The 26,951-nt window shown below is 37.6% G+C and carries 28 protein-coding genes; 19 read left to right on the top strand and 9 right to left on the bottom strand.

The genetic code is table 11. From position 1 onward, the window contains the following. Positions 1-6 precede the first annotated feature (6 nt). From IQ10_RS04520 to IQ10_RS04500, 5 genes are all read left to right on the top strand, one after another. Positions 7-2,844, top strand: a complete 2,838-nt coding sequence (locus IQ10_RS04520) for a 2-oxoglutarate dehydrogenase E1 component (protein ID WP_144449286.1) — start codon at positions 7-9, stop codon at positions 2,842-2,844. A 16-nt stretch (positions 2,845-2,860) separates the two neighbouring features. Beyond that, positions 2,861-4,132, top strand: coding sequence for a 2-oxoglutarate dehydrogenase complex dihydrolipoyllysine-residue succinyltransferase (odhB, locus tag IQ10_RS04515; RefSeq protein ID WP_144449285.1), 1,272 nt, complete (start codon positions 2,861-2,863; stop codon positions 4,130-4,132). A gap of 143 nt (positions 4,133-4,275) precedes the next feature. Continuing rightward, positions 4,276-4,476, top strand: coding sequence for a DUF6501 family protein (locus IQ10_RS04510; RefSeq protein WP_144449284.1), 201 nt, complete (start codon positions 4,276-4,278; stop codon positions 4,474-4,476). Between the two features lie 51 nt (positions 4,477-4,527). Next, positions 4,528-5,139: a DedA family protein gene (locus tag IQ10_RS04505; protein ID WP_242009740.1), complete on the top strand. Its 612-nt coding sequence runs from the start codon at positions 4,528-4,530 to the stop codon at positions 5,137-5,139. A gap of 48 nt (positions 5,140-5,187) precedes the next feature. Further along, complete coding sequence (locus IQ10_RS04500; protein WP_144449283.1) at positions 5,188-5,367, top strand: DUF3970 family protein; 180 nt, start codon at positions 5,188-5,190, stop codon at positions 5,365-5,367. A gap of 19 nt (positions 5,368-5,386) precedes the next feature. Here the strand turns inward: IQ10_RS04500 and IQ10_RS04495 are convergent, their stop codons facing one another. Next, entirely contained in the window at positions 5,387-6,301 is a 915-nt protein-coding gene (locus IQ10_RS04495; RefSeq protein WP_144449282.1) for a DMT family transporter, read from the bottom strand. Between the two features lie 105 nt (positions 6,302-6,406). Further along, positions 6,407-7,996 carry an ABC-F family ATP-binding cassette domain-containing protein gene (locus tag IQ10_RS04490; protein WP_144449281.1) on the bottom strand — a complete coding sequence of 530 codons (1,590 nt, stop codon included), beginning with the start codon at positions 7,994-7,996 and terminating at the stop codon, positions 6,407-6,409. 239 nt (positions 7,997-8,235) lie between these two features. On the opposite strand from IQ10_RS04490, the gene recQ reads away from it, so the two are divergent. From recQ to ytxJ, 3 genes are all read left to right on the top strand, one after another. Continuing rightward, positions 8,236-10,362, top strand: a complete 2,127-nt coding sequence (recQ, locus tag IQ10_RS04485) for a DNA helicase RecQ (RefSeq protein ID WP_144449280.1) — start codon at positions 8,236-8,238, stop codon at positions 10,360-10,362. A 159-nt stretch (positions 10,363-10,521) separates the two neighbouring features. Then, positions 10,522-11,373 (top strand): DegV family protein, encoded by an 852-nt coding sequence (locus IQ10_RS04480; RefSeq protein ID WP_144449279.1) that lies wholly within the window; start codon positions 10,522-10,524, stop codon positions 11,371-11,373. Positions 11,374-11,395: 22 nt separating this feature from the next. Then, complete coding sequence (ytxJ, locus tag IQ10_RS04475) at positions 11,396-11,737, top strand: bacillithiol system redox-active protein YtxJ (RefSeq protein ID WP_242009738.1); 342 nt, start codon at positions 11,396-11,398, stop codon at positions 11,735-11,737. Between the two features lie 212 nt (positions 11,738-11,949). Here the strand turns inward: ytxJ and IQ10_RS04470 are convergent, their stop codons facing one another. Then, positions 11,950-13,263, bottom strand: a complete 1,314-nt coding sequence (locus IQ10_RS04470; RefSeq protein WP_144449278.1) for an NCS2 family permease — start codon at positions 13,261-13,263, stop codon at positions 11,950-11,952. A 563-nt stretch (positions 13,264-13,826) separates the two neighbouring features. Continuing rightward, entirely contained in the window at positions 13,827-15,365 is a 1,539-nt protein-coding gene (locus IQ10_RS04465; RefSeq protein ID WP_144449277.1) for a hypothetical protein, read from the bottom strand. Positions 15,366-15,616: 251 nt separating this feature from the next. Between IQ10_RS04465 and IQ10_RS04460 the strand changes: the two genes are divergently transcribed. The 5 genes from IQ10_RS04460 (at position 15,617) to IQ10_RS04445 (ending at position 19,007) form a co-directional block, all read left to right on the top strand. Then, positions 15,617-16,552: a coiled-coil domain-containing protein gene (locus IQ10_RS04460; protein WP_144449276.1), complete on the top strand. Its 936-nt coding sequence runs from the start codon at positions 15,617-15,619 to the stop codon at positions 16,550-16,552. 12 nt (positions 16,553-16,564) lie between these two features. Then, positions 16,565-16,777 (top strand): hypothetical protein, encoded by a 213-nt coding sequence (locus tag IQ10_RS04455; protein ID WP_144449275.1) that lies wholly within the window; start codon positions 16,565-16,567, stop codon positions 16,775-16,777. Between the two features lie 420 nt (positions 16,778-17,197). Beyond that, entirely contained in the window at positions 17,198-17,347 is a 150-nt protein-coding gene (locus tag IQ10_RS18130; protein ID WP_088090641.1) for a hypothetical protein, read from the top strand. Between the two features lie 418 nt (positions 17,348-17,765). Continuing rightward, positions 17,766-18,224, top strand: a complete 459-nt coding sequence (locus IQ10_RS04450; RefSeq protein WP_144449274.1) for a divergent PAP2 family protein — start codon at positions 17,766-17,768, stop codon at positions 18,222-18,224. Positions 18,225-18,350: 126 nt separating this feature from the next. Next, the gene (locus IQ10_RS04445) at positions 18,351-19,007 is read left to right on the top strand and encodes a DUF8580 domain-containing lipoprotein (protein ID WP_144449273.1); all 657 of its coding nucleotides are present in this window, start codon (positions 18,351-18,353) and stop codon (positions 19,005-19,007) included. Positions 19,008-19,073: 66 nt separating this feature from the next. Here the strand turns inward: IQ10_RS04445 and IQ10_RS04440 are convergent, their stop codons facing one another. The 3 genes from IQ10_RS04440 to IQ10_RS04430 all read right to left on the bottom strand — a co-directional run bounded on the left by IQ10_RS04440 (position 19,074) and on the right by IQ10_RS04430 (position 20,756). Next, positions 19,074-19,598 (bottom strand): hypothetical protein, encoded by a 525-nt coding sequence (locus IQ10_RS04440; protein WP_144449272.1) that lies wholly within the window; start codon positions 19,596-19,598, stop codon positions 19,074-19,076. A 126-nt stretch (positions 19,599-19,724) separates the two neighbouring features. Then, positions 19,725-20,393, bottom strand: coding sequence for a bacillithiol biosynthesis deacetylase BshB2 (gene bshB2 / locus IQ10_RS04435; RefSeq protein ID WP_144449271.1), 669 nt, complete (start codon positions 20,391-20,393; stop codon positions 19,725-19,727). A 15-nt stretch (positions 20,394-20,408) separates the two neighbouring features. Then, the gene (locus IQ10_RS04430; RefSeq protein WP_144449270.1) at positions 20,409-20,756 is read right to left on the bottom strand and encodes a YojF family protein; all 348 of its coding nucleotides are present in this window, start codon (positions 20,754-20,756) and stop codon (positions 20,409-20,411) included. Between the two features lie 206 nt (positions 20,757-20,962). Between IQ10_RS04430 and IQ10_RS04425 the strand changes: the two genes are divergently transcribed. The 5 genes from IQ10_RS04425 to IQ10_RS04405 all read left to right on the top strand — a co-directional run bounded on the left by IQ10_RS04425 (position 20,963) and on the right by IQ10_RS04405 (position 25,424). Further along, positions 20,963-21,766, top strand: a complete 804-nt coding sequence (locus tag IQ10_RS04425; protein WP_144449269.1) for a S1 family peptidase — start codon at positions 20,963-20,965, stop codon at positions 21,764-21,766. Between the two features lie 243 nt (positions 21,767-22,009). Then, complete coding sequence (locus IQ10_RS04420) at positions 22,010-22,306, top strand: metal-sensing transcriptional repressor (RefSeq protein WP_144449268.1); 297 nt, start codon at positions 22,010-22,012, stop codon at positions 22,304-22,306. 78 nt (positions 22,307-22,384) lie between these two features. Continuing rightward, positions 22,385-22,591: a copper chaperone CopZ gene (gene copZ / locus IQ10_RS04415; RefSeq protein ID WP_144449267.1), complete on the top strand. Its 207-nt coding sequence runs from the start codon at positions 22,385-22,387 to the stop codon at positions 22,589-22,591. Between the two features lie 94 nt (positions 22,592-22,685). Further along, a complete protein-coding gene (locus IQ10_RS04410) occupies positions 22,686-25,100 on the top strand; it encodes a heavy metal translocating P-type ATPase (protein ID WP_144449266.1) in 2,415 nt (804 codons plus the stop codon). 126 nt (positions 25,101-25,226) lie between these two features. Then, entirely contained in the window at positions 25,227-25,424 is a 198-nt protein-coding gene (locus tag IQ10_RS04405; RefSeq protein ID WP_144449265.1) for a YwbE family protein, read from the top strand. 185 nt (positions 25,425-25,609) lie between these two features. On the opposite strand, the gene IQ10_RS04400 is transcribed toward IQ10_RS04405, so the two are convergent. Together IQ10_RS04400 and IQ10_RS04395 are read right to left on the bottom strand one after the other, a co-directional pair. Next, the gene (locus tag IQ10_RS04400; RefSeq protein WP_144449264.1) at positions 25,610-25,972 is read right to left on the bottom strand and encodes a cytochrome-c oxidase; all 363 of its coding nucleotides are present in this window, start codon (positions 25,970-25,972) and stop codon (positions 25,610-25,612) included. A gap of 124 nt (positions 25,973-26,096) precedes the next feature. Next, on the bottom strand, positions 26,097-26,288 hold the full coding sequence (locus IQ10_RS04395) for a hypothetical protein (protein ID WP_144449263.1): 192 nt from the start codon (positions 26,286-26,288) through the stop codon (positions 26,097-26,099). A 297-nt stretch (positions 26,289-26,585) separates the two neighbouring features. Here IQ10_RS04395 and IQ10_RS04390 point away from each other — a divergent pair, with 297 nt between their 5' ends. After that, the gene (locus IQ10_RS04390; RefSeq protein ID WP_144449262.1) at positions 26,586-26,927 is read left to right on the top strand and encodes a hypothetical protein; all 342 of its coding nucleotides are present in this window, start codon (positions 26,586-26,588) and stop codon (positions 26,925-26,927) included. The last annotated feature ends 24 nt before the right edge of the window (positions 26,928-26,951 follow it).

The raw sequence follows: 26,951 nt of genomic DNA, 5'->3' as shown, positions 1-26,951 counted from the left end.
TATCAGATGTCAAGCAAGGAGCACAAAGCGGAAGAACCATGGCAAGGGTTTCATGGTCCCAATCTTGGCGTGGCAATTGAGCTGTATGAAGAGTATTCTAAAAATCCTGAAGCTGTAGATGAAGACTTAAGAGAATTATTTGATGTATGGGGACCACCCCCAATTTCTGAAACTGTTCAAGTGAGTCAATCAACTACTTCCCAAGACTCTCCTGTTGCCTCATATGATATGATGAGGAAATTTGTAAGTGCGGTTAAACTAGCAGATATGATCCGTAGAAAAGGTCATCTTGCTTCAGACATTAACCCGATTCTAAAGAATAAGAAAGATACTAAAATGCTTGATTTAGATCAATATGATTTAACAGAGCAAGATTTAAAACAAGTACCAGTAGACTTACTTTGTCCCGATGCTCCTGCACATGTAAAAGATGGGTTGGATGCAATTAATTATTTAAAAGAGGTTTATACGAAAACACTTGCTTTTGAATTTAATCATGTACATGATTTTGAAGAGCGTCAATGGTTAATTAAAATGGTTGAATCAGGCATGTATGTACCAAATCTATCGAGACAACAACGTCTGAATCTTTTAAAGCGACTCACACAAGTAGAGGGTTTTGAAAAGTTTATTCACCGCACGTTTGTTGGTCAAAAGCGCTTCTCTATTGAAGGGCTAGATGTTCTTGTTCCGATGCTTGATGAAGCAGTTCGTGAAGTTGTCCATGAGGGAACAAAGCATGTCATGATAGGAATGGCTCATCGTGGAAGATTAAGCGTACTTGCTCATACACTTGGTAAACCATATAAGAAGGTTTTTTCGGAATTTCTACATGTTCCAAGTAAAGATTTGGTTCCTGCTGAAGGCAATAATGGTTGGACTGGTGATGTAAAGTACCACCTTGGTGCTGATCGACAAATTAGCGAAGAAAATACAGCTGAAGCCACCGTTTCTCTAGCTAATAACCCTAGTCATCTTGAGTTTGTAAGTCCGATTGTCGAAGGGTATGCACGAGCTGCTCAAGAGATTAGAACAGAAAAAGGCTTTCCTAAACAAGATGTTTCAAAAGCATATTCGATACTTATTCATGGTGATGCCGCATTCCCTGGTCAAGGAATTGTCACTGAAACCCTGAATTTAAGCCGATTAACGGGTTATCAGACTGGTGGGTCTCTTCACATTATTGCAAATAATAATATTGGTTTCACGACGGAAACGTATGATTCCAGATCTACTACATATGCAAGTGATCCTGCAAAAGGGTTTGAAATTCCAATACTTCATGTAAATGCAGATGATCCAGAGGCGTGTATGGCAGCTATTCATTTAGCTGTTCAATATCGCAAGCGTTTTAAAAAGGATTTCTTAATTGATTTAGTTGGCTATCGCCGTTTTGGTCATAACGAAATGGATGAACCAGCGGTAACGCAACCTGGTCTTTATGAGAAAATTCGTAAGCACCCAACAGCTCGTGCCATTTACGCAGAACAATTAGCTTCAAACTCAGTCATTGAATCAAATTATGGCGATCAATTAGATAAAGAAATTCAAGATAGTTTACAAGCTCAATACGACGAAGTAGCAGGTAATAAGTCAAAACAAGTGATTGAAATGGCTCCGCCTGACGTTGTCGTAAACGGATTACCTAAAGTGAAAACGAATGTTCCATTTAATACGCTAAAAGAAATAAATGAAGAGTTATTAACTTGGCCAGAAGGATTTTCAGCGAACCAAAAGCTAGAGAAAATCTTAAAGCGTCGTCTACAAGCCTTTGAAGAAAATGGGAAAATAGACTGGGCTTTAGCGGAAACATTAGCATTCGCGACAATTCTTCATGATGGAACACCAATTCGTTTAACTGGTCAGGATTCAGAGCGTGGTACTTTTGCTCACCGTCATCTTGTTTTGCATGACAGATTGAATGATAAAGTACTTACGCCATTACAAATATTTGAAAAAGCGAATGCTTCCTTTGCTGTTCACAATAGCCCATTATCTGAAATGGCTGTTGTCGGCTTTGAATATGGCTATAACGTTCGTGCACCAGAAACATTAGTACTGTGGGAAGCTCAATTTGGTGATTTTGCTAACGGTGCACAAGTTATGTTCGATCAATGGATTTCAGCTGGTCGTGCAAAATGGGGACAAAAGTCTGGCCTTGTCGTCCTTCTTCCACATGGATATGAAGGTCAAGGACCTGAACATTCAAGTGGCCGTGTTGAACGCTTCCTTGTTCTTGCGGCAGAAAACAACTGGACGATTGCGAACTGTACATCGGCTGCTCAATATTTCCATATCTTAAGACGTCAAGCGAAAATTCTTGAAAAAGATTCTGTTCGTCCACTTATTATTATGACTCCAAAGAGTCTGCTTCGTAATCAAGTCGTTGCTTCAAGTCACGATGCCTTTACTGAGGGTGAATTTCTACCTGTGTTTGAGCAAGAAGGACTTGGTAAGCAAGCTGATAAAGTTGAACGTATTGTTTTTTGCAGTGGTAAAGTAGCAATTGATTTATCTGATCGAGTTAGCAAGAGTGAAGATCAAGATTGGGATTGGTTGCATATCGCTCGTGTTGAAGAGCTATATCCTTTCCCTAAGAAACAAATTCGTGAGCTCTTTGCACGTTACAAGAATATAAAAGAAATTACTTGGGTTCAAGAAGAGCCTAAAAATATGGGCGCATGGCCGTACATCGAATCAAGAATTCGTGAAATCACGCCTGTGGGAGTATCAATCAGTTATATTGGCCGTACTCATCGTTCAAGTCCTGCTGAGGGTGACCCATATGCACATAAAAAAGAGCAAGAACGTATTGTAACAGAATCATTGACACGCAAACAATAAGAGGAGGCTTTTTCCCGTGATTGAAATTAAAGTACCAGAATTAGCAGAATCGATTACTGAAGGAACAATTGCTCAATGGTTGAAAGAAGTAGGGGAACACATTAATCAAGGTGAATATATTGCTGAATTAGAGACAGATAAAGTAAATATTGAAATTGTGGCCGAGCATTCTGGTGTGATTAAAGAATTTAAGAGAGAACCAGGTGACACAGTTGAAGTTGGCGAAGTCATTGCTGTTATTGAAGAAAATGGAAGCGCAGAAAGTGGTGAAGCACCAGCTGCAAAACAAGTTTCTGAACCAGTAAAAGAAGAAAAAACGGAGACGAAGCAAGAGGAAAAAGTAGAAGCAAAGTCAGAAGAAACTTCATCTTCTTCACAGGGGCGCCCATTAGCTTCACCTTCTGCTAGAAAGCTAGCTCGTGAGCGTGGTATTGATTTAAATGCAGTTTCTACGACTGATCCACTAGGTCGTGTTCGCAAACAAGATGTTGAATCTTATGAGTCTAAGCCAGCTGCTGCACAACCAGCTGCTAAGCAACAAGAGAAGAAAGCACCAGCTTCAACACCTGCTGCGACAGATCAATCAAAGCCAGTTGAGCGTATTAAAATGTCACGTCGTCGTCAAACGATTGCTAAACGACTTGTTGAGTCGCAACAAACGGCTGCAATGTTAACAACGTTTAATGAAGTTGATATGACAGCTGTAATGGATCTTCGCAAACGTCGTAAAGATGCATTCCTTGATAAGAACGGTGTGAAACTTGGTTTTATGTCATTCTTTACAAAAGCTGTTATTGGCGCATTAAAAGACTTCCCATTATTAAATGCAGAAATTCAAGGTGATGAAATTTTAGTTAAGAAATATTACGACATTGGTGTAGCTGTTTCGACAGATGATGGTCTTGTTGTACCAGTTGTTCGTGATGCTGATCGCCTTGGCTTTGCTGGTATTGAACGTCAAATTGGTGAACTTGGTAAAAAAGCGCGTGATAACAAGTTAGCTTTATCTGATCTTCAAGGTGGAACATTTACAATCACAAACGGTGGCGTATTTGGTTCACTTTGGTCAACGCCAATTTTAAATGCACCACAAGTTGGGATACTGGGCATGCACAAGGTTCAATGGCGTCCAGTTGCAATTGATCAAGAAAATTTTGAAAACCGTCCAATGATGTATCTTGCTCTTTCTTATGATCATCGTATTGTTGACGGAAAAGAAGCAGTAAGCTTCCTTGTTAAGGTGAAAGAACTTCTAGAAGATCCAGAATCTCTTTTACTTGAAGGATAATCGTATATTTAAAGGCTGACCACGGTGGTCAGCCTTTTTAGTCTTTATTTTTCAGGATTCTCTCGCAAAGGTTGGTAAGAGTTTGCAAATTAAAGGAATCGCTTTATAATAAGAACATAGATAATAAAAGGAGTGTTTTAACAATGATTCATCAAACATGGACTGATCGACCTACAATTCGCACGATTGAATGCATACATACCGATGCGAAGAAATATATGGTTAACCGAGCACTTACGGCTGGAAAATCATACGAATTGAAAAATGAAACAGACGAATTTTACTTTGTGGTTGATAACACGGGTAAAGTTGGCGGCTATTATAAAGAATATTTTAAAGGCTAAGGTGATCCAGAAGTCTCATTGCAGAAGAATGGAAAAGGAGGGGATATAGTAGTGGACGACTTGATGTTTTTTGTTGATATCATCAGACAACACGGCTATATCGCTCTCTTTTTGATCACTGCTGTTGGTCTATTTATCTTTCCGGTCCCAAATGAAGTATTATTAATGAGTGTTGGCTTGCTTGCCACGACTAAGTATCTTGATCCTATTCCTACCTTTTTCATTCTTTTTAGTAGTATCCTTTGTCATGGTACGATCCTTTATGTAATTGGGAGTGTGGTTTCAAAGAGGAAAGGGCTATCTACGAAAAAAAAGAGTTCGATTTGGCATACACGAGCAGAAAAAGGAAAAGAATTATTAGATAAGTATGGCTTAAAGGCTGTTAGCTTTAGCTATTTTTTTCCTTTTATTCGTCATGCTGTCCCGTTTAGTATTGGGATTTCAAAAGTACCATTTCATTTATTTGTTTTAGTGGGGTTTAGCTCAGCATTCGTTTGGATGAGCATTTATTTTTTTATCGGTTTTTATTATGGTCGCACGATTAATGACTGGGAAAGTTTCGTTATACAAATTATTTATACGCTAATAGTAGTGGCTAGTATCATTGTGATCTTTCAACTTTGGAAACGAAGAAGACAGAAACAAAAACGTTATGAGCATTAATACACTGCAATAGAATAAGAGAGTATTTTTACAACGATGGATGACAACATGAGGGTACGAATTAATCCAAGAGACGAACAAGAGCTTGCATTAATTCGTAAGAGAGGTGAAACAATTACCTTCTTACGAATTACGAATGTATCGGATATAAGAGATTCAACGCGTTCGAATAATCCTAAGTATAAGAACAGCAAGGAACTGACTCGATACTTGGATGTAAAAAAATGAAAAAGCATCTGCACTAGAGTCACATGGCTTGTGCAGATGCTTTTTTCATCTTGGCTTGTTTACTTGGTGATTCAGCTGCAAGAATAATTGAGAGAATGACAAGACTCACTCCGAACCATTGCCATAGGGAAAGAACATCTTGGAAAAAGAAAAATCCAATTCCGATCGCAACAACAGGCTCAATCGTTGATAAAATAGAAGCACGGCTTGATTCTATTTGACTCAACCCTTTTGTATAAAGTAAGTAGGCAAGAACTGTAGGGAAAAGTGCTAAACCAAGACTATTTAATAAAATGGAAGAATTTAAAAACAGCTCTACTTTGTGCGTAATTTGACTAGATAAAACCATAAAAAGGGTTGCACATATAAACGAATATGTTGTAATTGTAATTGTATGATAATGTCTACTACTAATCTTTGCAAAAATACTATATAATGCATAAAAAAATCCAGAGCCTAAACCAATTAATAGTGTTGAGGCAGTGAGAACAGAATCAATGGAAGGAAAGAGGCCGACAACGAAGCCGCATCCTGCTAATGTCACAATGATCGCTGCAGTCTTTCTCGGTGTTAAAAGCTCTTTAAAAAGAAAGCGTGATAAAAGTGTGACAAACAGTGGTCCTGTATAAAGTAAGACAACAGCAAGTGAAATGTTCGCTTGATCCATTACGGTAAAGAAGCACCAATTAAAAAAGACAAAGCTAACGACACCAGATCCAATAAAAAGAGGGATATGCTTCCATCGAATGTAAAGAGCGTCTCGTTTAAAAATTAAAACATAGGCTAGTAACAAAAGCACTGTAAACACAGACCGAATGGCAACAACATCCCAGGCCGAAAAACCGTATGCATAAAGATTTTGAACGAAAAGCCCCGTTATGCCCCATAGTGCTGCTCCTAGTATGGCAAAAAGATAAGCTGTTTTCACTGACATACGACGGTCCTCCTATTCTTCTTTGTGAAATTTCACGTACCGGAATAGTTTTCATATATATACGAAAGGAAAACTCCGGTGTTTATTCCGGAGTTTCTTTATTCATTATTTAGCTTCTTGAAGATATTCATTATACGTCATTTGTTTATCAATTAGACCATCTTCTGTTAATTCAATGATGCGGTTAGCGATCGTTTCATTAAATTGATGATCATGAGAAGCAAAAATCATTGAGCCTTTATAATTGATTAGACCATTGTTGACTGCTGTAATGGACTCCAAGTCAAGGTGGTTTGTTGGCTCATCTAGTAAAAGAACATTTGCACCACTTAACATCATTTTCGAAAGCATACAACGGACTTTTTCACCACCTGATAGAACGCTTGCTTTCTTCTTCACTTCTTCACCAGAGAAGAGCATTCGCCCTAAGAAACCACGCAAGAATGTATCGCTATCATCTTCAGGAGAATACTGGCGTAACCAATCAACCAAGTTCATATCGGATCCTTCAAAGAAAGCTGAGTTATCTTTTGGGAAATATGCTTGTGATGTCGTCACACCCCATTTATAACTACCATTATCGGGCTCCATTTCACCTGCTAATATTTTAAATAATGCAGTCTTAGCAATCTCATTGTTTCCGACTAAAGCGATTTTGTCATCTTTGTTCATTGTAAAGCTAACATTGTTAAGAACTTTTTCACCGTCAATTGTTTTTGACAATCCTTGTACTGTTAAAAGGTCGTTTCCAATTTCACGTTCTGGACTAAAATGAACATAAGGGTACTTACGTGAAGAAGGACGAATATCATCAAGCTCAATTTTATCAAGAAGCTTCTTACGAGAAGTTGCTTGCTTTGATTTGGAAGCATTGGCACTAAAGCGCGCAATAAAACCTTGTAATTCTTTGATTTTTTCTTCTTTTTTCTTATTTTGATCCTGAGCCATTCTTTGTGCTAATTGACTAGACTCATACCAGAAATCGTAGTTTCCTACGTAAATTTGAATCTTACCAAAGTCTAAGTCTGCAATATGTGTACAAACTTTGTTCAAAAAGTGACGGTCATGAGAAACAACGATGACGGTATTCTCAAAATTGATGAGGAATTCTTCCAACCATTCAATTGCTTTTAAATCAAGATGGTTTGTCGGCTCATCAAGAAGAAGGACATCTGGTTGACCAAATAAAGCTTGAGCAAGTAACACTTTCACTTTTTCAGAACCAGTTAAATCAGCTAACTTCTTGTTGTGCAGGTCTTCGCCAATTCCTAAACCTTTTAATAAGACAGCCGCTTCTGACTCAGCTTCCCAACCATTTAATTCAGCAAATTCGCCCTCAAGCTCAGCTGCTTTAATACCGTCTTCATCAGAGAAGTCTTCTTTCATATAAATCGCATCTTTTTCTTGCATTACTTGGTAAAGACGCGGATGACCCATAATGACAGTCGTCATAACTTCAAACTCTTCATATTCAAAATGGTTTTGTTTTAGAACAGCTAGGCGTTGCCCTGGCTTCATATGAACATCACCTGATTGTGGTTCAATTTCACCAGATAAAATTTTAATAAAAGTCGATTTTCCTGCGCCGTTTGCACCGATCAGACCGTAGCAGTTACCAGGAGTAAATTTAATATTTACTTCATCAAATAATTTACGGTCGCCATATTGTAGTCCTACATTTGTAACAGTAATCATAAATACGTTAGCCTCCAATGTACATAATCGAATGAATTATACCATTCATTTGGCATCAAGCGATAGTTTTATGGCAATCTTTTTCGAATTCATTGGTTTTTTGATGAGCTCTCGACCAGAAGAGAGATGAGTGGTAGGATGGTTATGGAAACGAACAGATGAAGTTTTAAACATTAATGAGACATGATATAGGTTGAAATCGTTCTATTATAGAAGAAATGTAAGAAGGAAGTGAGGGCATGCAGACAGTTGATTTTAAAGCAGCTGAAGAAAAGCTACAGTCGATTTTTGGTTATGATCAATTTCGAGACGGGCAGAGGAAAATCATCGAGCAAGTTTTACAAGGAATAGTTACTCTTGGAATTATGCCTACAGGTGGAGGGAAGTCACTTTGTTATCAAATCCCTGCGCTCGTTTTACCTGGTGTGACCATTGTCATTTCCCCGCTTATTTCGTTAATGAAGGATCAGGTAGATGCTTTATCGGAATTGGGTATTGCCTCTACCTATCTAAATAGCACATTAACGGCGGAAGAAGAGCGTCAGAGGCATCAAGAGATTTTAGAAGGGGTTTATAAGCTGATTTATGTTGCACCTGAACGTTTGGAGCAGACTTATTTTCAGCATTTAGTGGGTCAAATTCCACTTTCGTTAATTGCGATTGATGAAGCTCATTGTATGTCGCAATGGGGACATGATTTTAGACCGAGCTATTTGCGAATTACTGAGTGGATTGAACAATTAAGGGCTCGTCCTACTGTACTTGCGCTAACGGCAACGGCTACAGAGCAAGTGCGTGATGACTTGCAATCATACTTACAAATTGATCAGCAGCATGTAGTGACGACAGGGTTTGCTCGTCCTAACCTACGTTTTCAAGTGAAGAAAGGTGTCAATAAAAAACGGTTTATGGATGCATTTCTAGCAGCTCGTAAAGAAGAGTCAGGAATCATTTATGCAACGACGCGTAAAGAAGTCGAACAAATTCATGCGGATTTGCAAGCTTTGGGTTACGCTGTTGCGAGTTATCATGGTGGGATGAGCGAAAAAGAACGGTCCATTGGACAAGAAGCTTTTATTCGAGATGAAGTCAAGATCATGATAGCGACGAATGCGTTTGGCATGGGTATCGATAAATCAAATGTCCGATTTGTTCTTCATTATAGCATGCCAAGAACAGTTGAAGCTTATTACCAAGAAGCAGGTCGTGCAGGCAGAGACGGGGAAAATAGTGATTGTGTTCTCTTGTTTTCTGCACAGGATATTCGTACGCAAAGCTTTTTAATCGAACAATCTGATCGTCTGGAAGAACGCCAAGAAATGGAGTATAAGAAGCTCCAACAAATGACGGCTTACTGTCATACGGAGCGCTGTTTGCAGGCGTATATTCTCCAATACTTTGGTGATGAACGAGAGATGACTTGTGGAAAATGCTCAAATTGCTCTCATACAGGTGAAAAAGTAGACAGGACAAAAGAGGCACAGATGGTCTTTTCATGTATAAAAAGAATGAGAGAGCGCTTTGGAAAAACGATGGTTGCGCAAGTATTAGTCGGTTCTTCCAATCAAAAAATAAAGCAATTTGACCTGATGAACGTATCGACATACGGCCTGATGAAGGATTGGACACAAAAAGCTGTCGTTGAATTGATTGATGTCTTAACAGCTGAAGGCTATTTACAACCAACTGGTTCTTCTTATCCGACACTACAATTAACAGAAAAAGCGTTGCATGTGCTCACCGGTAAAGAGATCGTCCAATTAATTGAAGCGGCACCTCCTGAAGAACCTGTGGAACAAGATGACATCTTTGAAGCGTTAAGGAAATGTAGAAAGCAGCTTGCAGATGAACAAAATCTTCCTCCTTATATGATTTTTTCCGATCGGACATTAAAAGAGATGAGCCGTCGAATTCCGTTAACGTTAGATGAATTTTCGGACATATCAGGTGTTGGTGAGCAGAAGCTACAAAAGTATGGTGATGCTTTTCTAACGGTTCTTCAACCATTTTTTGAGCGGAAATCAACTGATTCTGTGTCAATGAATCAAACGCCACGCAAGGTAACAACTCAAAAAGCAACGAAAGGGCAGTACCTTGACACAGCCCAAAAATTTTTAGCTGGTGCAACCGTTTCGGACTTAGTCGAAGAATTCGCTTTAACGGAACAAACGATCATTAAGCACTTGATTCGCGCGCAAGAGGAGGGGATTGAGCTGCGCCTTTGGGAGCATGTAGATGAAGAAGATAGACAACTCATTTTTGAAGCTGCAAATGAACTTGGGAGAGAGCGACTAAAACCAATAAAAGAAGCACTACCAGAGCACATTACATACCAAGACATTCACTTTGCTCTTAGTCAGAAATAAGCGGGCGTTTTGTTTCTCATCAAAGCTATTTTTGTGATAAAATAAAGAAGAAATTCAATTTATTCGTGTAAAATCACTGAATTAGAATGAAAAGGGTTTCATTAAAGGGCAGATAGACCTTATGTCTGTGTGTCGTCAAAGAATAAGGAGTATATTTGAATGACAGTAAAGATTGTAACTGATTCGACGTGTGACTTAAGCGATGAGCTAATTGATCAGTACGGAATCACAGTTGTACCTTTATCGATTGCATTTAAAGATAAAACGTATGTAGATGGAATCGATATAACAAAAAAAGAATTTATTAAGTTATTAACGTCAGCTGATGAATTGCCGAAAAGCTCTCAGCCTTCAGTTGGCACTTTTGAAAAAACGTACCGAGAGCTTCTTAATGATCCAGAAACAACGCATGTTCTTTCGATTCATATGACGGAAGGAATGAGTGGAACCGTTAATGCTGCTAGAACAGCTGCCGATATGGTTGGTGAGGGTGTAACGGTTGTCAATTCACGCTTTATCTCAGCTGCGCTTAGTTTTCAAGTGATTGAGGCAGCGACGATGGCGAAAAAGGGGCACAGTGTTAACGAGATTGTTGAACGACTTAACGTCATTCGTGAGCACACTTCCTTGTATCTTATGGTCGATACACTTGAATATTTGGCTAAAGGTGGAAGGATTGGACGTGGAAAAGCCTTGCTCGGATCGTTGTTGAAAATTAAGCCAATTGCCTCACTTGCTGATGGGGTCTACACACCTGTGACGAAAGTGCGAACCCATATGCAAATGATCGACTATTTTAAGAGAAGATTTATTGAAGAAACAGAGGGCAAAGCCGTTAAAGCTGTAGGGATTGCTCAAATTGAGGCAGAAGAACTTGCGAATAAATTAAAGGAAGCCCTTCTGCAAGTTCGTGAAATTCCTTTTATAACGATTACCGAAACGTCACCTATTATTAGTACACATACTGGGCCAGGTGCACTCGCATTGATGTATTATGTAGAGGAAGTATAAATTCAATTAGGAGTGAATGAAAATGACAACAATGGTAGAATTAGAATCAATTGAACAATGGCATGAATTATTGGAGTCATCATCAGATAAGAAAGTATTTTTACTTAAGCATAGTACGACTTGTCCGATCAGCGCAGAGGCATATAAACAGTATGATGCATTTATTAATGATTATGCAGGTTCAGATGCGACATTTGCACTCGTAAAAGTAATTGAACAACGTCCTGTTTCAAATACAATTGCGGAAGAGTTAAGTATTAAGCATGAATCACCACAATTCTTTATTTTCGAAAATAAAGAGCCGAAGTGGGTCGATTCTCACTGGAATATTACAAAAAAGAAAATTGAAGCAGCACTTAGTTAATTAAATGAATGTAATATAGAAAAAAGAGAAGCCAACAAGCTAAACTAGCGAGTTGACTTCTCTTTGTTTTTTCGAGCCATTTGAATATACGTAAAAATCAAGCAGCCTGTTCCAAGTATTGAGCAAACGTATTGAAGTATGCGCATTGTCTCCATTTGGCCATCCTCCTGTTTGCTATTACTATTCCAAACTTAATGAACTTTATTCATACTTTAATGAGGCATGAAAACAAGTTGAATCAAAAAGAGCACAGCGAATAGATAAACGAGTGGATGAACAGAGCGTCCTTTTCCTTTTATAAGTTTCATGAGCGGGTAAGAGATAAAACCAAGCGCCATCCCTGTCGCAATACTTGAAGTAAGAGGCATGCTCAAAATAACAAGAAAAGCAGGGAATGCTTCATCAAACTCATCCCATTTAATATGTGCAACATTTCCTAGCATTAAGCTCCCAACAATAATTAAAGCAGGAGCGGTAATCGCGGCGAGTCCTGAAACAGCACTTACAGTAGGAGCAAAGAAAATTGTTAAGATAAACAGCCCTGCAACTGTCACTGTTGTTAAGCCAGTTCGTCCACCTGCCGCAACACCTGCAGATGATTCAATGTATGCTGATGTTGGGCTTGTCCCAAAAATAGATCCCACAGTCTTCGCAACAGAGTCAGCAAGCAATGCTTGGCGAGCTCTTGGCATATGGTTCCCTTTCATAAAGCCAGCTTGCTGGGCAACCCCAATCATTGTTCCAGTCGTATCAAAAATGGTTACAAGCAAAAACGAAAACACAACGGCGTATAGCCCGTATTGAAAGACATTCATTAATGCATCAATTGGCGAACCGAAGACAAACCATTCAGGCTGACTTGGAATTGCGACAAAGCCTTGATCAAATGATAACTGTCCCATAAGAAAGGCGATGACACCAGTTGCGATCATTCCGATAAATAAAGCACTATTAACACCCAATGTCATGAGAACAAGCGTGATCGCAAGTCCAATTAAAGCAAGGGTGACTTGTGGTGATTGTAAGTCACCAAGAGCGACAAGGTTCGCTGGATGTGGCACGATTAATCCTGTTAAGCGCATGCCAATAAAAGCGATAAATAAACCGATACCAGCCGTAATACCATGCTTTAAATTGGATGGAATCGCTTCAACTAATTTTTCTCGAAAAGGTGTTAACGAAAGGATGATAAATAAAATACCTGATACAAACACCGCACCAAAGGCAACTTCATAGCCGATCTCGGGATTTGCACCTACCACGGAATAAGCAAAATAGGCATTCAACCCCATACCAGGAGCAATCGCAATTGGATAATTGGCAAATATGGCCATCCACAGTGTTCCAACAACAGTTGCAATAATGGTTGCTAAAAATACTTGTTCAAAAGGAACACCAGCGTCAGCTAAAATGATTGGATTAACAACAACGATGTAAACCATTGTTAAAAATGTTGTCATTCCAGCAATTAACTCTGTTTTAACATTTGTTTGATTCTCTTTTAAACGAAACCATTTTTCAATCATGATAGTCCTCCTAGACCCGAACATAATAAACAACATTAACTATAATATTCGTTTTATTACTATTGTGCAACAGTTTTTATTATTAAATCATAATGTAAGAAATCGCTTGCATAAAAGTGAATTAATATAGCGAATCACAAAAGAAAGAAAGGATAATCGTGGCAATATAGGCATTAAAAGATTCCATCGAGAGAATGAACAAGCATTCCAAGGCATATCCATAATGAAAAGGATCGTATCTTTTAGTTTAATGTAATATGTAATGGTAGTGCACAAGTGGTTTTACAGGAAGGGTGTGCTTATTTTTTTGATGGGGGATCAAAAAAATACTGACGTCATTCTGAAATTATCGTAGAAACATTTATTTAAGCTACTTTAGGATGATCTAAATCCGATATGACTTTTAAGACGGTCGGTTTAAAGTAGATGGCAAGATCAGTTTCGCTCTTAAACTATAAGAGCTCGTTCGAACATATCAAACCGATTTAATTAAACTATTGTCAAATGAAAAGGTAAAAAAAGACGCTAGGAATTTACCCTAGCGTCTTTTTTTATCAGCTCAATTATGCAAAATAGATCGAATATACTACACCAATGACACCAATTAAAGCAAAGAGATAGACTGGTTTGATCGGCATCTCTCCATTACGTTCCATTGCTTTCCCGAACATATAAAAGACAAGCGGATGCACAAGAAATGGCATTGAAAAGATAAATGGAATTAGTAACGCGGCTTCTGATCCAAACATTTCACCTTGTACCGCAGCAAATAACCCAAAATGAGAAATAGCTGACGATTGTGCCATGACAGAATAGTCAAACGGTATCGTACTAAGGCTTAATAAGGCAAGGCCTCCAAAGACAGCACAAATTTGCCATCCAAATGAAAACTGCATCAAAGCTTTCACTTCTTTTCGATCATCACCGTGAGCTCTACGTAAATTCAGAAGAGCAAGTGCTGTTAACCCAACACCAATTAAGACAATGACCGCTGTTGGACCGAGCCAGAGTGTACCACGTTCAGCACTAATGGCTAATATGGAAAAAACAAAGACATGTCCAAAAAATGGGATGTTAATCATGATAGGTGCACGTTTCGCTGCGACTTGTCCAAAGTCACCAGCCGTACAAGCCCCTGTTAATCCCGAATGAGATAAAGACCCAGCCATACCTGGCGCGAGATTACGGATGTGAGCTGTTTTTGCAATAAGCATGACTAAAGCAATACCACCAAACATCCAAAATAGCTGTCCGAAAAATCCATAAGTGAGTACTGCATTCATCCCTTGGATGGCAAAAGCATCTCCAATTCGTGAGCCACCCACCATAAAATTGGCAGCGAGAACAACTGGAATCCCTGCAAAAAGAAGAGCCCTAAGAGTTGGTCCAAACGTCCAGTTGTAAAAAATCGCTCCTAACGCTGCCGAAATCATCATTGCAAAGAAAATTTGCGGCAAAGCAATGAGAGAATGAAATGCTTGTGCAATGTAGGCAGAAATAATAAGAATCATTACAATAAGAGCAATTTCAAGTAATCCTTTTCGAATATACACATGTTTATTCGAAATCTTGGCTTTATTATCGATAAGGATGACAGCAATGATTAATCCTATATATGCAATAAGCGGATTATAAGCAGCAAAGCCCTCAACTGTTTGACCTTGCATGATCATTCTTGTTAATCCTTCGATACCAATTAACAAGAAGAATGAACGAATAATGAAAAATAATTGAGTTCGGTTCGTTCCAAGGATGGTTTCTTCTTCTGATGGCACAACGATGTCTGGTGATTCCATTTCTTTGTTACCAAGAATTTTTCGTAATTCTTGCCCTCCAACAAAGAAAGAAACGATAAGAGCAATAATCGTTGTTCGTGCCATAAAATCGACAAATGGAAATTCAGGAAGCCCAGGTGTAGCAATGCCGACAGATACGAGGATAAAACCAAGAAGTAATCCAAAAATTACAATGATTAAAATTGGTGAAAAACGAGTTCCAGCAACAACAGTTCGTGAAATCAATACCATTGGAACTAGAAAAATGAGTAAAAGCCAAAACTGATTTAAAACTTGTAAATGTGTAATTTGTTCAACAATGTCCATTAAGTAACCCCTTTGACTGTATAGTGCTGATAAATAGTATCCTATTTCGATCACTGAGTAAATAAGTGAAACCGTCACCATGAATATGTTATAATAATAAGTTTATTCAAAACCTTTTTATAATACAAAATGATCATAAATGCGAAGGAATAGTGATGGATAATCTTTATTGTTTTCTCTCTTATTTTCATTTATTCCATTTGAAACCTATTTGATTTTGATACCGTATAAATAAAGAGGGAGGAATGAGCATGGAACAATATCAAAAACGTTTTGAAGAGGTAAATGAACGACTACGTCTTTATTCAAAATGGACAGATCGCAAAACTCGAGCTGAACATTATTTGAAAGAAGAGAAGACAAAGCTCGAACGTCTTAAGAGTATTGTAGAAAAGGAAAGCAAAGACGTGGAACAGCTTGAGAAGCTCTCATTCACAAATTTGTTTTATACAGTGGTTGGTCGTAAATTAGAAAAAATGGAGAAAGAACAGCAAGAGCTCCTGCAAGCGCAATTAAAATATGATGAAGCGAAAATGACGATCAATGATCTTGAAAAGGAAATCACTGAAATTGATAAAATCTTATTGCCGCTTGGGCAACCAGAAAAAGAATATGAACAGCTATTACAAGAGAAAAAGACTCTCATTCTTTCACAAGATTCATTGGCAAATGAGCAAATTGCTTCTTTACTTGAAAAGGAAGCAAAACTAACGTCCCAAGATAATGAATATGACGAAGCGATTGCAGCAGGAGAGAATGGGTTGCAAGCATTGAACGTGGCTATATCATCTTTGGAAAGTGCGAGTGGATGGTCTACTTGGGATATGTTCGGTGGCGGGATGATTTCAACAGCTATTAAACATAGCCATCTTGATGATGCACAGAGCCATATTCATGATGCTCAGCGGGCTTTACGTCATTTTGAAGAAGAGTTACGTGACATTAACGCCTATACAGACTTTAAAATAAAGGTTGAGGGTTTCCTGACTTTTGCTGATTATTTCTTTGACGGTTTTATCGTTGACTGGATGGTGCATGGTAAAATAAATGATTCACTTAAGCAAACGACTGATATGAAAAGAAGTATAAGAAAACTGTTAACAACATTAGAAAGTCAACGAGCAGCGCTTCAAAAGTTGATCCAGGACAATCAAGCAGAACGAATCCGTTTGATCGAAGAAGCGTAAGGAGAAGAGATTATGACAAAGCAATGGTTTCTCATCTTTGCTTTGTTCGTTGGGTTAACATCGTTTACGTTATGGTACCAACAAGAGGCTAGGGTAGTAGCTCCGATAGAAGAACCAGATGAAAATAATCAAGACAAGAGGGATCTGCCTACTCATTTAATTTATATCCGAGAAGGAACGGGTGATTTTTTGGAGAAAAATATTGGGGATGTAGATTTTTTTTAACAAGTAGTAAAAAGACTTTGCAATAAAAACAATATTCCCCTCAGAAACTTACATTTGAAATCATCGAGAACGTAATGGTTATTAGCATTAAGAATCAATAAAAAAGATGGAGTAGACTTAGATTGTTTTAATATTTGAAACCTTATTTACCGAACAATTGGACCTTTAGAAGAGAGCTGAACTAACAAGAAATAGAATTATTGAGACTTATACAGAGTGTCAAGGCATTTTATTTTGATTATAGCAATGAAATGAATACCATTTGGCGATGAATTATTTTACTAAGTTTTTAATGTTTTTACTGATATATGCAAAGTTAGCAGTACACTAATAAAGTAATAAGGTTTACTTCAGTAAAATAAGGTATATTATATTTGTTGAATAGATTCTTTTTAAAGACAAGAAAAGTAGGTGAACAAAGTGGGAAAATATCAATTGGATACCAAAGGTAAGGTAGCTGTGACGAAGTTTCATGAAAAACAGACGCCTGCCAAATTTGATAAAAAGCAGCAACTTGAAAAAATACGTGCGGAGTATTTGAAAAAGAAGCAAAAACAAACAGATAAATAATATGAATGAAAACATAGGAAGACTAAAATCTCCCTATGTTTTTCTTATTCGAAGTTCTTTTTTAATTGATGATAGAGTTTATTATTCCCATAAATTTCAGATTCGGTGACAAAAAACTTGTCATCAGATATCCACAATTGGTGCGATTGCGGAAGACCAAAGCCTAATTCCTCGTTAAAAATAAGGAGGATTAGGCTTTTTCCTTAAAATCGTTGACGTGCTTCTATTGGTAAACATGTTGACATCAAGTGGTAAAATTTGTGGCAAGTGCTGGTAAAAAACATGGCACAGGTGGTACATTCTTATGGCTTTAATCATATGAGATTAAATTTGATGATGTTATTTCAGTAAGCATTCCTCAAGAAATGAATGAATAGTTGGCTGCGATGATTCGCACTCTATAATAGAGGTGAAGTGTATGAATCGTCCTATGTTAACGGCATTAACAACCATTGGCCTAGCCCAAGGATTAAAAATTCCTATAAAAAGATGGCAAATGGGAGAGTGGGATTTTGGAACATTTTTTGAAACGGGCGGCATGCCAAGTTCGCACTCTGCTGGCGTGACAGCGTTAGCTACATATATCGCGCTTGAACGTGGAGTGTCTTCCATTGATTTTGCGCTTTCTACTGTTTTTGGTCTGATCGTCATGTATGATGCACAAGGTATTCGTAGACAAACAGGTGAATTAACGATCAAAGTCAATCAAATGGCAGAGAACATAGCAGAACTAACTGCTTTTCAGAAGTCACATTCAACTAGTAAGCGAGCTGTTCGTCTAAGAGAGCGTTTAGGGCATATGCCAGAAGAAGTGTTAGGAGGAGCCGTTTTTGGTTTGTTAACAGGGTCAATCAGCTATTTGATAGCAAAGGAATAATTGGTTCATCAAAGCGTTAGACAGTCAAAGGACTTCTTACGCTTTTTTATTTCATATGGGGTGAAACTTAACAATCACAATCATCGTTTCATATTTAAAATAAAAAATAAAGAATGGGGGATCAGTATGAAACGATTTGTAATTAGATGCTCTATATTTTTACTGCTTGGATTAACAGCTTGTGGGACGACAACTCAGGTAAATGAAGAGACGGTAGGAGGAGAACAGATTGAAGAACCTGCAGTGGAGCCAGACAAAGAACCTGATTCTCGGCAAGAGCCTAATCAAGAAGAAGATACAGCTGCTCCTGGAGCAAGTGATGCTTCTGATGTGAAAGATATTCCAGTGTACGTTGAAGGAGAGACTGAGATGAGAACAGCTCAGTTTCATCGTAGTGAGCTTGGATATGGAGTCTACGTATTAGAGGATTATAAACTAGAGAGTGAAGAACCGAATCGAGATGTGATTATTTCACAGTTAGACGAATCGTTTTTTACTCGAGTAACGACTCATGGTACCGAGGTAAATGCAGATGAATTAAAGCAAGCGATCATTGATCACGCAAATGGAGAAATTACAAAAGAGATTGACGTTCCACTCGATGGAGTAGAGTATGCGTTTCTAGAAGAAGTCACGTCTAATGATCAAAAAACGTCTGTCATCCATGTTGCAAAGGAATATGAAGGACAGTTGGTAGGTTATACTGTCTTCCTACCTCTTAAAGAAGCAGTTGAGGGCATTGGTCCAAGTATGTGGGCGATGCTTGATACAGTCGAATTCTAAAACGAAAAAATCTGCTTACTAGTTTCATTGATTGACTGAAAACTAGCTAAGCAGATTCTTTTTTTCTTATTGAAAAGAGGCATTCCATCTGATTTCACCAGATTGGTTGGCATGATCAATTTCAACTTCAAAATCATGTTTCTCATAAAAATGGATGAGTCTGTCAAGATGACCCCAATCACGTTTTGCTAAGTCTCCTTTAATATATTGAACATTTTGATCAGTTGCATGTTCTTTGAGATACTTCATACAGATTGAGCCATAGCCTTGATTTTCTTCGCCTTTCATATCACCAATATGAATGATATGTTGATCAAGATATTGTGCTTGAATGGAAAAGTCCCAAACACCTTGATAGGCGGCTTCACATTGATTGAGCATGATTTTGCATACATGCCCATCATCAAAAATTGACACAATCACCCATTTTTCTTCTTTAGTTTGCTCAATACCAATGACTTGCCATCGTTTTGCAATATCTTTCATGTTTTCTTGCATCCGAAATACTTGAAATTCAAGGTCTGCAAGGTCTTGTTCTAACGTTTCAGCATCTTTTTGCTCTTCCTCGGCCCGAAGCTTTGTTAAAAGCACCCAATCACTCCTTTTTATCTTTTGCTAACAAGTAAAATATTATAAAGGGGTAACTATAAGAGTGCAAGGCTTTTACCTGAATTTACACTAAAAAGCCACCTCTAAATGTAAGAGGTGGCAAATTGATTAGTTAAATGAATAGGTCCAAAACCGTTCATAATGGAGCCAATTAAAGGCATCTACATCATTATTTGCCCATCTTTTCTCCATATCTTCAAGCACCCAAGCCGTTTGCGAGATGTGTGCATACATCGCAGCTTTTTTTTGTTCTGCATATGCTGATACATCAACAATCACATCAGGTTGACCGATTTCTTGTTCATGGTTATTCGAAAATGCAATGCAATGAAGAGTAGGACGACTATCTTTTTCCATACGTTCGATTGCCCGAACAACTGCTCTTGCTGTTGCTTCGTGATCTGGATGGACAGAGTAGCCTGGATAGAAGCTAATCACTAGAGATGGGTTTAATTCTTCAATTAAATCTGAAACCATTTTCGTCATCTTATGATCATCTTCAAATTCAACTGTTTTATCTCGTAAGCCCATCATTCGTAAATCTTGAATCCCCATTGCTTCCACTGCTTTTAGGAGTTCTTTTTTTCGGATATTTGGAAGTGATTCTCTCGTTGCAAATGGAGGATTTCCTAAGTTTCGTCCCATTTCTCCTAAAGTTAAGCAAGCATATGTAACTGAAGTTCCTTCGGCAACGTGTTTTGATATTGTACCTGATACACCGAAAGCTTCGTCATCTGGATGAGGGAATACAACTAATATTTGGCGATCTTTACTCATTTTCTTCACTCCTTTCTATTCAAATGGTGTTTTACTTATTTCAAGGGCAACAGCAAGCTTCCCGTCAAAGCCGTGCCCAGCTAGTAAGAGTCGCCCGTATTTATCTAATTCATAATGAGTTAACCCCTCCGCATATACCCAGCCAATTTCAAGCTTAAGACCAACCCGATACGGTCCCTCACCAATGATTTTTCCGTGTTCATAATTAACTTTAGCATTACGAATATATGCACTAGCAGAAAAAAATGATTCATCAAAATGCGAGGCATAAGCCCCGTTAGTTGTTTCTAAATGAAGATAAATATCTTGTCCAGCAAAGCTATTAATAAGCTTTTGTACTTCATCTAACGAAATAAGTTCCATACGTTCCTCCTCTAATTTAAGCAACCGTCGTTCTTACCTTATAATAGTATAATGCAATCCAACCAGAACTAACAACGAATATACTTTCCTGCTCTCATCACACATATAGTTGCCTTGATTAGACGGAAAGTTTTAAGAAATGCTATTATTTAAGAAACGTCATTTTTTCTTTATATAGTACGGTGTATGAATGGGAGGATTAATAAATGAAAGAAGATAAAGAACAATTTGAAGAACAAAAGTATGAGGAACCAGCTCCTGAAGATTTTTTGTTTGATGAAGAAGAGACAGAAGAAGACGAGAAAAAAAAGAAAAGAAAATCTTGGTTTATTCGAATAGTTGGACTATCTATTGCTACATTACTCGTTATGCAAGGTGTAGGTACGTTATTTAATCATTTTTCGAGAGATTCTATTGAACTAGCGCGAACATCGGAAGAGTTAAGTGAGCAAGAGCATATAGCAGCTTTTAAAGATGCTGTCGTTACAGTGCAAGGTAATACAAGTAGAGGGACTGGATTTGCCATTCATCCCGATGGTTATATTTTAACCAACCATCATGTTATCCATCAGCAAAATCCTTTAGCTATTTCCTTTCCAAGTGGAGACCTTTTTCATGCAGAGGTCATTGAATCGAATGAAGAGCTTGATATCGCGCTTTTAAAAGTAGATGGCGATAACCTTCCTTATCTACCGATTCGAGAGAGGTCAGCCTTAGAACAAGAAGAGATTTATGTTGTTGGTAATCCTTTAACACAAACGCAAATTGTCAATAATGGAGAAATAATTAATGAGGAAGTACCTTTTCAAACGATGAAAATTTCTAATTCAATCTTTCCAGGACATAGTGGAAGTCCTGTGTTATCAGAAGAAGGAGAAGTTGTTGGTGTCGTCTATGCTAGATCATTATCACCTCTAGGTAGTCAGGAAGAAGGGCATGGATTAGCTGTACCAGTTGAACGTATTCTTGCTGAAATTCCTGAATTAAATCAACTTATTGATTCTTATTAATTGAATTTACAACATTTATGTTTTTGTTCTAACTGAATTTCTCCTCTCAAGATACGAATAGAGAAGAAGTATGAGCTTTTTTAAAAGGCTTATGCTTCTTATTAAGATGAATATTTAAAAAAATCAAGGTTATTTTCTAAGATACCCACATATAGTATTTCTATCAAAAGTTGACAGAGGTTAGAAGTACCATGGTATAATAAGTATACCCACGTACCGTATTCTCGAAAGGGGAGATAGCAAATGCATGAACATAAAACTGTTGATCATCGAAATGATCGAGAAAAAGAGCAGTTAATTAATCGTCTAAAAAGAATTGAAGGACAGGTTAGAGGTATTCAGAATATGGTTGAAAATGACCGTTACTGTGTAGATATACTGATTCAAATATCGGCAATCAATGCTGCGATGAAGAAGGTCAGCCTTCATTTAATGGAGAATCATACTAAGCACTGTGTGTCAGATGCTATTCAAAAAGGTAATGGAGATGAAGCGATATCAGAGCTTATGGATGTCATTGAACGTTTAACAAAAACATAGATTAAATAGTTTGACTTTATTACCCTACTAGAGTATAGTAATTGATAAATTAAAATATATTAAAAGGAGATGAATAATATGGAAACTACAACTTTAAATGTAAAAGGGATGACTTGTGGTCATTGTGTAGCAGCAGTTGAGGGGAATGTAGGAAAACTTGATGGTGTGAATGCTGTTAAGGTTGACCTAGGAAAAGGTACAGTTGATGTTACATTTGATCAAGGTGTTGTAAGTCTTGCTGCAATTAGAGAAGAAATCGAAGAACAAGGATATGATGTTGAATAGAAGTTGTGAGATTTCGTTAAAGTGAAAACGTGCCTTAATGGCACGTTTTCTTAGAACTTTAATATACCCTACTGGGGTAGGATGGTGATAATGAATGGCAGAAAAAAATATATCCTTCGAGATATCAGGAATGACATGTGCAGCATGTTCATCGCGGATTGAAAAAGGACTTTCCAAGATGGAAGGTGTTAATGAAGCACATGTGAATCTTGCAACAGAAAAGGCAAATATTCGCTTTCAATCAGACAATCTAAGTTTAAAAGATTTAACAGGAAAAATAGAGAAGTTAGGCTATCAAGTTAGACTTACGAAAAAAGAATTTGATGTTAATGGGATGACATGTGCAGCATGTTCGAATCGAATTGAAAAAAGATTAAATAAATTAGATGGCGTTCAAAAGGCGACAGTTAATCTAGCTCTTGAAACTGCTACAGTTGAATATTTTGAAGATGCTATTTCGACAAATGAAATGAAGGATGCTGTTGATAAACTTGGATACAAATTGAAGGAAAAAGCTAGCGATACCGAGCGTACTAATGATAAAGAAAACGAAATGAAGAGGCAATTAAGAAGATTTATTTTTTCAGCAATCTTAACACTGCCTCTTTTTTGGTCAATGGTCACTCATTTTGAATTTACTTCATGGATGTGGATGCCTCATGCATTAATGAATCCATGGGTGCAGCTTGCTTTTGCAACGCCAGTCCAGTTCATCGTAGGGGCACCGTTTTATGTTGGCGCATATAAAGCGTTACGAAATAAGAGTGCAAATATGGACGTTCTTGTTGCGCTCGGTACCTCAGCTGCTTACTTTTACAGTATTTATTTAGGGATTGAGGCAATGCGAACTGGAACAGTGATGCCTGATCTATATTTTGAAACAGCAGCTGTTATTATTACATTAATCGTCCTTGGGAAGCTGTTTGAAGCCCGTGCAAAAGGAAAAACAAGTCAAGCGATTAAACAACTACTTGGCCTTCAAGTAAAAGAAGCGACAGTACTTCGAAATGGTCAGACTGAAACGATTCCTCTTGAGCGAGTTGTCGTTGGTGATCACTTGATTATTAAGCCTGGTGAGAAGGTGCCAGTTGACGGAACAATTATTGAAGGTCAATCGGCTGTTGATGAATCCATGATTACAGGTGAAAGTATTCCTGTTGAAAAGCATATTGGTGATGCTGTTATTGGTTCAACGATAAATAAAAATGGCTCATTGACAATGGTAGCGACAAAAATAGGAAAGGACACAGCCCTTTCGCAAATCGTCAAAATCGTTGAAGAAGCACAAGGCTCGAAAGCGAACATTCAACGACTTGCTGATAAAGTATCCGGAATTTTTGTTCCTGTTGTTGTTGTGATTGCGATTGTTTCATTTTTCGTATGGTACCTTTTTGTCACACCAGGAAATCTAGGCGCTGCGCTTATTCCGACAATTTCAATCCTTGTCATTGCTTGTCCTTGTGCGTTAGGTCTTGCCACTCCGACATCGATCATGGCTGGTTCAGGTAGAGCAGCTGAACTTGGGCTACTTTTCAAAGGTGGTGAACACCTAGAAGCTACACAATCTGTTCAAACAGTTGTCCTAGACAAGACGGGAACGGTAACGAAAGGTGAACCGACATTAACGGATTTTGTCACAGAAAAGAACGAAGAAGAATCATTACTTCAGTTGATTGCTTCTGCTGAAAATAAGTCGGAGCATCCGCTCGCACAAGCGATTGTAAACGGTGCGAAAGAGCGTGATCTATTATTATTTGAAACAGAACAATTTGAAGCAGTACCTGGTCACGGAATTAAAGCAGTTGTCCAAGGTAAAAAGTTACTAATAGGGACACGACATTTACTATCTCAAGAAGGCATCTCATTTAGCGATGCAGAAGAACAAATGTTGCAGTTTGAAGGCCAAGGTAAGACAGCAATGTTGATCGCAGTAAACGGGCAATACTGCGGGATGGTGGCCGTTGCTGATACGGTAAAGGATTCATCTAAAAAAGCGATTGAGCGCATGCATAAGCTTGGCTTAGAAGTCATTATGTTAACAGGAGATAACACACGAACTGCTGAAGCGATTGCGAAACAAGTTGGAATTAATAATGTGATCGCAGAGGTTTTGCCAGAAGAAAAAAGTGCTGTTATTGATCGATTAAAAGGTGAAGGTAAAGTAGTAGCGATGGTTGGAGATGGCTTAAATGATGCTCCTGCACTTGCTGTTGCTGATGTTGGAATGGCTGTAGGAACAGGAACTGATATTGCAATTGAAGCAGCTGATATCACATTGATGCGTGGAGACCTTAACAGTGTCGTTGATGCCGTCATGGTAAGTCGAAAAACAATGACGAACATCAAGCAAAATCTCTTCTTCGCTTTCTTGTATAACTCACTTGGCATTCCGATAGCTGCTATTGGGCTACTTGCCCCTTGGGTTGCCGGTGCAGCAATGGCGTTCAGTTCCGTTTCCGTTGTCTTAAATGCCTTACGTCTACAGAAAATGAAGCTAAACAAAGAATAGAATCATACAAAAGAACTGCACGTTTTGTTTAAAGAGGCTCTCACAAAATTTGTTTAGATTCATATGTGCTATACTTGTATGGAGAAAAACAAATACGGAGCAATTATGTTGGGAGCATAAAAAGTAATGATGAAATCAGGAAAAGAAAGAAAAAACATTCAACCAGGAATCGAAGTAGATATTGTCTTGAAGCAAGACCAACGTACTGGTAAAACAACTCGAGGAATTGTGAAAGATATTCTAACCAATTCACAAACACACCCTCATGGTATTAAAGTTAGACTACAAGATGGCCAAGTTGGTCGTGTTCAATCGGTTTTATAATGCAAAAGAATGTCAAAAAGAGCCTTCTGCCTTCGGTCAGAAGCTCTTTTTTTAGATTTTTTTCTGTTTTATACTCTCCCCAATTCTGTATGGCAAGTAGCAAAAAGATAAAAGGCGTGACATACGTTAAGAAAAACGAATTTTTTGTGATAATAGCTACAATAAACAAAGCTACCGTAACAATTTCATTTTAAATTCATAAATACGTTTAAGGCAAAGGTGATAACGGCTAATAAAACAGCAGTTGCGCCAAATGGAATCAACGTACCAATAGTTTCATTTCCTTGAATTAAGAAGAAGAGACCGATCATCATAACAGGTAATCCGATATTGTGAAGCCAGAAATGTATTTTACCTAGAATGCTGCGTTGAGTTTGGGGAAATAAAGTATAAATAATCCCAGCGAGTGTCATCGATGTCCATCCCAATAAATTAATATGCACGTGAACTCCAGCGAATTGATAAGAATGAGTGACTGACATGTAGTAGCCTAATAAAACACCTATCACAAAATACACAGCTGAAATCTTTATAAATGTAATTCCCATCTGATCGTCCCCTCTAGTTGTATGATAAATTGCTATTGATATATGCTTTGAGGGAACAAAAGATACGTAAAGTTTTATTTATAGTACCCGAAACAGCGGTTTATTGATTTACAACACCCTTCGATCAAATCTGTTTTGGTTTATTCATGCGATTTTTTATAAAAGAGAGAATCGCTAAAACTAAAAAGACTCCACATAAAATTGTAAAGATAAATCGAAATGCAGTTTCATTAAAGTAGGCACTAATTCCACTTGCTAATGCAGCAATTAGGTAAATGACGCTAAAGAAAAGATGCTTATTGATTGTAGTATCCATAAGTCATTCCTCCTTTTTAGAATCATATACCCAGGGTTTATGGAAAGTTAAACGAGAAATTGGTTAGAAAAGATCGTTTGAACAAAAGGAAGATAACTCTCTTGATACAATTTATCTTTTTGATCTCTATTAAACTACAAAGTTAGAGGTAGTTCGCTAAATTACAACTTTTTAACTATAAAAAAGTCTATTATTGTCGAATTTAACCAATTTTTATCCAATTATAGTATAATGATTGTTGTATAAAGTCAATGGAGTATTAGATAAAAATAGATTACTCCTTGAGGAGGGGTTTAAATGAAATTAAGTTTTAGTGATAAAGTATTATTGGCTTTTTATGATGAATATCATCAAGTTAAACCTAACTTTATTAGTCTAAATATGAAGCTGAAAAATGAACTTAATCATGAATTATATGTACAAGTTTTAAAGAAGTTAGATCAAGAAATGTTATTAGATGGTGTAATGCTATGGTATTCTGCTGGTGGAAAGAAATTTGCAAGGGCGGACCTAGCAAAACCGACTTCTTTTGGAATCAATTATGTAGAGGAAAAGCTAGGTATTAATCCAAATGAATCAAAAAGCTTTAAAAGAACAATGGTAAATAAAATTATCGCCGATCAAAAAATTCAAGTTTAATTATGAGAAAATTATTAAGAGAAG

This window comes from Halalkalibacter nanhaiisediminis, assembly GCF_007830185.1.
Taxonomy (GTDB): domain Bacteria; phylum Bacillota; class Bacilli; order Bacillales; family Bacillaceae_D; genus Halalkalibacter; species Halalkalibacter nanhaiisediminis.
This window is presented reverse-complemented; position numbering and strand designations above follow the sequence as displayed.

What these genes read in the sequence shown, in the direction of transcription:
- recQ (WP_144449280.1), top strand. Translation starts at nt 8,236, where the DNA reads ATGCAGACAGTTGATTTTAAAGCAGCTGAAGAAAAGCTACAGTCGATT.
- IQ10_RS04495 (WP_144449282.1), bottom strand. Translation starts at nt 6,301, where the DNA reads ATGTCAGTGAAAACAGCTTATCTTTTTGCCATACTAGGAGCAGCACTA.
- IQ10_RS04420 (WP_144449268.1), top strand. Translation starts at nt 22,010, where the DNA reads ATGCATGAACATAAAACTGTTGATCATCGAAATGATCGAGAAAAAGAG.
- IQ10_RS04400 (WP_144449264.1), bottom strand. Translation starts at nt 25,972, where the DNA reads ATGGGAATTACATTTATAAAGATTTCAGCTGTGTATTTTGTGATAGGT.
- IQ10_RS04425 (WP_144449269.1), top strand. Translation starts at nt 20,963, where the DNA reads ATGAAAGAAGATAAAGAACAATTTGAAGAACAAAAGTATGAGGAACCA.
- IQ10_RS04450 (WP_144449274.1), top strand. Translation starts at nt 17,766, where the DNA reads ATGAATCGTCCTATGTTAACGGCATTAACAACCATTGGCCTAGCCCAA.
- IQ10_RS04510 (WP_144449284.1), top strand. Translation starts at nt 4,276, where the DNA reads ATGATTCATCAAACATGGACTGATCGACCTACAATTCGCACGATTGAA.
- IQ10_RS04500 (WP_144449283.1), top strand. Translation starts at nt 5,188, where the DNA reads ATGAGGGTACGAATTAATCCAAGAGACGAACAAGAGCTTGCATTAATT.
- IQ10_RS04395 (WP_144449263.1), bottom strand. Translation starts at nt 26,288, where the DNA reads ATGGATACTACAATCAATAAGCATCTTTTCTTTAGCGTCATTTACCTA.
- IQ10_RS04410 (WP_144449266.1), top strand. Translation starts at nt 22,686, where the DNA reads ATGGCAGAAAAAAATATATCCTTCGAGATATCAGGAATGACATGTGCA.
- IQ10_RS04490 (WP_144449281.1), bottom strand. Translation starts at nt 7,996, where the DNA reads ATGATTACTGTTACAAATGTAGGACTACAATATGGCGACCGTAAATTA.
- IQ10_RS04460 (WP_144449276.1), top strand. Translation starts at nt 15,617, where the DNA reads ATGGAACAATATCAAAAACGTTTTGAAGAGGTAAATGAACGACTACGT.
- ytxJ (WP_242009738.1), top strand. Translation starts at nt 11,396, where the DNA reads ATGACAACAATGGTAGAATTAGAATCAATTGAACAATGGCATGAATTA.
- IQ10_RS04455 (WP_144449275.1), top strand. Translation starts at nt 16,565, where the DNA reads ATGACAAAGCAATGGTTTCTCATCTTTGCTTTGTTCGTTGGGTTAACA.
- copZ (WP_144449267.1), top strand. Translation starts at nt 22,385, where the DNA reads ATGGAAACTACAACTTTAAATGTAAAAGGGATGACTTGTGGTCATTGT.
- IQ10_RS04430 (WP_144449270.1), bottom strand. Translation starts at nt 20,756, where the DNA reads ATGGAACTTATTTCGTTAGATGAAGTACAAAAGCTTATTAATAGCTTT.
- IQ10_RS04405 (WP_144449265.1), top strand. Translation starts at nt 25,227, where the DNA reads ATGATGAAATCAGGAAAAGAAAGAAAAAACATTCAACCAGGAATCGAA.
- IQ10_RS04480 (WP_144449279.1), top strand. Translation starts at nt 10,522, where the DNA reads ATGACAGTAAAGATTGTAACTGATTCGACGTGTGACTTAAGCGATGAG.
- IQ10_RS04465 (WP_144449277.1), bottom strand. Translation starts at nt 15,365, where the DNA reads ATGGACATTGTTGAACAAATTACACATTTACAAGTTTTAAATCAGTTT.
- IQ10_RS04470 (WP_144449278.1), bottom strand. Translation starts at nt 13,263, where the DNA reads ATGATTGAAAAATGGTTTCGTTTAAAAGAGAATCAAACAAATGTTAAA.
- IQ10_RS04445 (WP_144449273.1), top strand. Translation starts at nt 18,351, where the DNA reads ATGAAACGATTTGTAATTAGATGCTCTATATTTTTACTGCTTGGATTA.
- IQ10_RS04390 (WP_144449262.1), top strand. Translation starts at nt 26,586, where the DNA reads ATGAAATTAAGTTTTAGTGATAAAGTATTATTGGCTTTTTATGATGAA.
- bshB2 (WP_144449271.1), bottom strand. Translation starts at nt 20,393, where the DNA reads ATGAGTAAAGATCGCCAAATATTAGTTGTATTCCCTCATCCAGATGAC.
- IQ10_RS04520 (WP_144449286.1), top strand. Translation starts at nt 7, where the DNA reads ATGTCAAGCAAGGAGCACAAAGCGGAAGAACCATGGCAAGGGTTTCAT.